The 2114-nt window shown below is 63.6% G+C and carries 1 protein-coding gene; it reads right to left on the reverse strand.

The window, feature by feature from the left end; all coding sequences use genetic code 11:
* Nucleotides 1–2015, reverse strand: a 2015-nt coding sequence (alaS, locus tag EN939_RS31430) for an alanine--tRNA ligase (protein WP_127271494.1), incomplete at its 3' end; no start/stop codon positions are given.
* Nucleotides 2016–2114 lie beyond the last annotated feature (99 nt).

Raw genomic sequence — 2114 nt, forward strand, 5'->3', positions numbered from 1 at the left:
GAATAGGGCCGGTTGGCCTTGGCGCCGTGAACGCCGGTGCCCATCGACACGACGCGCACTTCGTCGCCGTATTTCTCGCCGAACAGCGCCATGGCGCCTTCGGCAATGGCATCGTCGACCGACATCAGGCGCGTGGACACCGGGCCGTTCTGGACGACGATCTCGTTGGCCATGCGCTCGACCTCTTCGAGATCCTCCGGTGAAATGGGCTTGTTGTGCGAGATGTCGAAGCGCAGGCGCTCGGGCGCGACCAGCGAGCCCTTCTGCGCGACATGGCTGCCCAGCACCTCGCGCAGCGCCTCATGGATCAGATGCGTCGCGGAATGGTTGGCGCGCAACCTGGAGCGGCGCGCATGGTCGACTTTGAGCTCGACGGCAACACCGGTCTTGACCGTGCCGCTGGCCACCTCGCCGATGTGGACGAATAGCCCATCGGCCTTCTTCTGCGTGTCGGAAACCTCGATCGAGAAGCCCTCGCCTGAAATAACGCCGGTGTCGCCCATCTGGCCGCCGGACTCGGCATAGAACGGGGTCTGGTTGACGACGATCGCCACCGCGTCGCCCTTGCCGGCGCTGTCCACGGTCTTGCCGTCCCTGACCAGGGCCTGGATGATGCCTTCGGCAGCTTCAGTCTCATAGCCGAGGAACTCGGTGGCGCCCGCCTTCTCGCGCACGGAGAACCAGATGGTCTCGGTCGCCGCGTCGCCGGAGCCTGCCCAATGCTTTCGCGCCTCGGCCTTCTGCTGCTCCATCGCATTGGTGAAGCCGGCAAGATCGACCGAGATGCTGCGCTGGCGCAGCGCGTCCTGCGTCAGATCAAGTGGGAAGCCGTAAGTGTCGTAGAGCTTGAAGGCCGTTTCGCCGTCCAGCATGTCGCCGGCATGCAGCGTCTCCGTCGCCTCGGAGAGCAGGCCGAGGCCGCGCACCAGCGTCTTGCGAAACCTGGTCTCCTCGAGCTTCAGCGTCTCGGTGATCAACTGTTCGCCGCGCAGCAGCTCCGGATAGGCCTGGCCCATTTCGCGCACCAGCGCCGGCACCAGCTTCCACATCAGCGGTTCGTTGGCACCCAGCAGCTGCGCATGGCGCATGGCGCGGCGCATGATGCGGCGCAGGACATAGCCCCGGCCTTCGTTCGAAGGCAGCACGCCGTCCGCCACCAGGAAGGAGGACGAACGCAGATGATCGGCAATGACCCGGTAGGACGCGACCGTCTCCTTGTCGGGACCATGCCCGATCGCGGACGAGGCCGCGTCGATCAGGTGACGGAACAGATCGGTCTCGAAGACGCTTTCCACCCCTTGCAGGATGGACGCCATCCGCTCCAGGCCCATGCCGGTGTCGATCGAGGGGCGCGGCAGGTCGATGCGCTCCTCCTTCGTCACCTGTTCATACTGCATGAACACCAGGTTCCAGAATTCGAGGAAACGGTCGCCATCCTCCTCCGGGCTGCCGGGAGGGCCGCCCCAGATGTGTTCGCCGCGGTCGATGAAGATTTCAGAGCACGGCCCGCACGGTCCGGTGTCGCCCATCGCCCAGAAATTGTCCGAGGTCGCGATGCGAATGATGCGGTCGTCGGAAAAACCGGCGATCTTCTTCCAGAAGCCGGCCGCCTCGTCATCCGTGTGATAGACGGTGACCAGCAGCTTGTCCTTGTTCAGCCCGAACTCCCTGGTGATCAGGTTCCAGGCAAGCTCGATGGCGCGCTCCTTGAAATAGTCGCCGAAGGAGAAATTACCGAGCATCTCGAAGAAGGTCAGATGGCGCGCGGTGTAGCCGACATTGTCGAGATCATTGTGCTTGCCGCCGGCGCGAACGCTCTTCTGGGCGGTCGAGGCGCGCGAATAGGGCCGCTTCTCCAGACCGGTGAAGACGTTCTTGAACTGCACCATGCCGGCGTTGGTGAACATCAGCGTCGGGTCGTTGCGCGGCACCAGCGGACTCGATGCGACGATCTCGTGACCCTCCTTGCGGAAGTAGTCGAGAAATGTCGACCGGATTTCGTTCACGCCACTCATGATGCTGCCTTTTTGGAAGAGCCGCCGGGCCAACCGGCGGAAATGGGCTCTGCGTTTTAGAAGATTAGGACTTGGCCTTTTAGCCGCCGCGCTTCACCC

The sequence above is a fragment of the Mesorhizobium sp. M7A.F.Ca.CA.002.05.1.1 genome, from assembly GCF_003998335.1.
Taxonomy (GTDB): domain Bacteria; phylum Pseudomonadota; class Alphaproteobacteria; order Rhizobiales; family Rhizobiaceae; genus Mesorhizobium.